We start from the raw sequence: 1,930 nt of genomic DNA, 5'->3' as shown, positions 1-1,930 counted from the left end.
TCCGGGTCGTGGATGTTGGATGCGTCTGTTGTTTGAGAACTCAATAGTGTGCCAAGTTTGTTGATACCAATTTATTTATTTTATTGGTGAATGGTTCTGAGGTCCGCACCCCCGTGTGGATGCTTGGAGCAATTTGCCAGGATTTTTTTACTTGGTGCAACCCGGCCAGCTTTTTCCAGTTGGTGTGTTGGTTGTGTCTGTATTTTTTTACGGAGAGTTTGATCCTGGCTCAGGATGAACGCTGGCGGCGTGCTTAACACATGCAAGTCGAACGATGATTTTTGTGCTTGCACAATTTGATTAGTGGCGAACGGGTGAGTAACACGTGAGTAACCTGCCCTTGACTCTGGGATAAGCCTGGGAAACTGGGTCTAATACTGGATATGCACCGTAAACCGCATGGTTTTTGGTGGAAAGAATTTTGGTCAAGGATGGACTCGCGGCCTATCAGCTTGTTGGTGAGGTAATGGCTCACCAAGGCGACGACGGGTAGCCGGCCTGAGAGGGTGACCGGCCACACTGGGACTGAGACACGGCCCAGACTCCTACGGGAGGCAGCAGTGGGGAATATTGCACAATGGGCGCAAGCCTGATGCAGCGACGCCGCGTGAGGGATGACGGCCTTCGGGTTGTAAACCTCTTTCAGTAGGGAAGAAGCGAAAGTGACGGTACCTGCAGAAGAAGCGCCGGCTAACTACGTGCCAGCAGCCGCGGTAATACGTAGGGCGCAAGCGTTATCCGGAATTATTGGGCGTAAAGAGCTCGTAGGCGGTTTGTCGCGTCTATCGTGAAAGTCCGAGGCTCAACCTCGGATCTGCGGTGGGTACGGGCAGACTAGAGTGATGTAGGGGAGACTGGAATTCCTGGTGTAGCGGTGAAATGCGCAGATATCAGGAGGAACACCGATGGCGAAGGCAGGTCTCTGGGCATTAACTGACGCTGAGGAGCGAAAGCATGGGGAGCGAACAGGATTAGATACCCTGGTAGTCCATGCCGTAAACGTTGGGCACTAGGTGTGGGGAACATTCCACGTTTTCCGCGCCGTAGCTAACGCATTAAGTGCCCCGCCTGGGGAGTACGGCCGCAAGGCTAAAACTCAAAGGAATTGACGGGGGCCCGCACAAGCGGCGGAGCATGCGGATTAATTCGATGCAACGCGAAGAACCTTACCAAGGCTTGACATGTGCTAGATCGCCATAGAAATATGGTTTCCCCTTTTGGGGCTGGTTCACAGGTGGTGCATGGTTGTCGTCAGCTCGTGTCGTGAGATGTTGGGTTAAGTCCCGCAACGAGCGCAACCCTCGTTCTATGTTGCCAGCACGTGATGGTGGGGACTCATAGGAGACTGCCGGGGTCAACTCGGAGGAAGGTGGGGACGACGTCAAATCATCATGCCCCTTATGTCTTGGGCTTCACGCATGCTACAATGGCCGGTACAATGGGTTGCGATACTGTGAGGTGGAGCTAATCCCAAAAAGCCGGTCTCAGTTCGGATTGGGGTCTGCAACTCGACCCCATGAAGTCGGAGTCGCTAGTAATCGCAGATCAGCAACGCTGCGGTGAATACGTTCCCGGGCCTTGTACACACCGCCCGTCAAGTCACGAAAGTTGGTAACACCCGAAGCCGGTGGCCTAACCCCTTGTGGGAGGGAGCCGTCGAAGGTGGGACCGGCGATTGGGACTAAGTCGTAACAAGGTAGCCGTACCGGAAGGTGCGGCTGGATCACCTCCTTTCTAAGGAGCAACTAACATATGTTCGAAGATTCCTCAGTGTTTCTTTGATGGTGTTCAGTGCTGCTCGTTGCCCTCACTTGTGTTGAGGGGCGAGTGCTCAAGGGTGGAATATCAACAAATAATGGCTGCTTGGCTGATGGTTATGGTTTTGAGTACGCTCCTTTGGGGTTGGAAAAAGATGGTGATGATTGGTTTG

The 1,930-nt window shown here is 53.3% G+C and carries 1 rRNA gene; it reads left to right on the top strand.

From position 1 onward, the window contains the following. Nucleotides 1–206 precede the first annotated feature (206 nt). A 16S ribosomal RNA gene (locus CQ018_RS19695) occupies nucleotides 207–1,734 on the top strand. The last annotated feature ends 196 nt before the right edge of the window (nucleotides 1,735–1,930 follow it).

It is taken from the genome of Arthrobacter sp. MYb227 (assembly GCF_002975435.1).
GTDB lineage: Bacteria > Actinomycetota > Actinomycetes > Actinomycetales > Micrococcaceae > Paeniglutamicibacter.
This window is presented reverse-complemented; position numbering and strand designations above follow the sequence as displayed.